Origin of the sequence: Streptomyces sp. NPDC088246, from assembly GCF_044741025.1 — a bacterium.
Lineage (GTDB): Bacteria > Actinomycetota > Actinomycetes > Streptomycetales > Streptomycetaceae > Streptomyces.
In genome coordinates this window covers 1-1,253 of sequence record NZ_JBIURV010000178.1, presented here as the reverse complement: position 1 = coordinate 1,253, position 1,253 = coordinate 1, and the positions used below count along the sequence as shown (strand labels likewise).

Sequence of the window (1,253 nt, the reverse complement as noted above, 5' to 3'; positions counted from 1 at the left end):
GGCGAGCTGCGGGCCTTCGCGGCGGAGCGGCTGCCCGGGTTCATGGTCCCGTCGGTCTTCGTGGAGCTGGCCGCGCTGCCCCTCACCCCGAACGGCAAGATCGACCGGGCCGCGCTTCCGACCCCGGAGGCAGTCCGCCAGGGCATGGCGGGTTTCGTTGCGCCGACGAGCGTGACCGAGGAGCTTCTTGCGGATGTCTGGTCCACGGTGCTGGGCGTGGACCAGGTCGGCGCAGTCGACGACTTCTTCGAGCTGGGCGGGCACTCGCTGCTCGCCACCCAGGTGGTCTCACGTATCAGGGACGTGTTCGCGGCCGAGGTACCCCTGGCCGCGCTGTTCGACCGCCCGACGGTACGGGAGCTGGCTGCTCTGATCGACGAGGCCGGCAACCGTGTGGTGGTGCCGCCCATGGCCGCCGTCGACAGGGGCGAGCCGCTGGCGCTGTCGTTCGCGCAGCAGCGCCTGTGGTTCCTCGACCAGATGGAACCCGGATCCGCCGAGTACAACGTGCCCCAGCCGGTCGTCTGGAACGGCGGCCTGGACATCGCGGCGCTGGGTGACGCGCTGAGCGCGGTGGTGGCTCGGCACGAGGTACTGCGGACCAGGCTCGTTGCCGGCCTCGGCGGCGTACCGCATCAGGTGATCGACTCGCCGCAGCCCTTCCCGCTCGTGGTGGCGGACGTGTCCGGCGACGCCGACCCCCTCGCCACGGCGCGCGAGGTGATGATCGCGGACGCCGTCACGCCGTTCGATCTGGCGGCCGGACCCCTGATCCGCGCCACGCTCATCCGCGTGCGGCCCGACGAGCACCTCCTCGCCATGGCCATGCACCACGTCGTATCGGACGAGTGGTCGGGGCAGATCCTGCGGCGTGAGCTGACCGCCCTCTACGAAGCGTTCCGGGCCGGGGAGCCGGACCCGCTGCCGCCGCTGGCCGTGCAGTACGCGGACTTCGCGGCGTGGCAACGCGAGTGGCTGACGGGAGACGTCCTCGACGCCCAGCTCGGGTACTGGCGCTCCACGTTGGCCGGCGCCCCCGAACTCGACCTGCCCATCGACCGGCCGCGTCCTGCGGTTCGTTCTTCTGCGGGTGCGGTGCAGGGGTTCAGTGTGTCGGCGCGGACGGCTCAGGGGTTGCGGGAGTTGTCGAGGGAGTGCGGGGCGTCGATGTTCATGACGCTCCTGGCGGCCTTCGATGTGCTGTTGGGCCGGTACGCGGGTTCGGACGACGTGGTGGTCGGCACCCCGGTCGC

1 protein-coding gene is annotated in these 1,253 nt (G+C 71.4%); it reads left to right on the top strand.

What is annotated here, in order from left to right; all coding sequences use genetic code 11:
• Positions 1–1,253: condensation domain-containing protein (locus ACIPEK_RS46700; RefSeq protein WP_402009149.1), on the top strand; the 1,253-nt coding region annotated here is incomplete at both ends.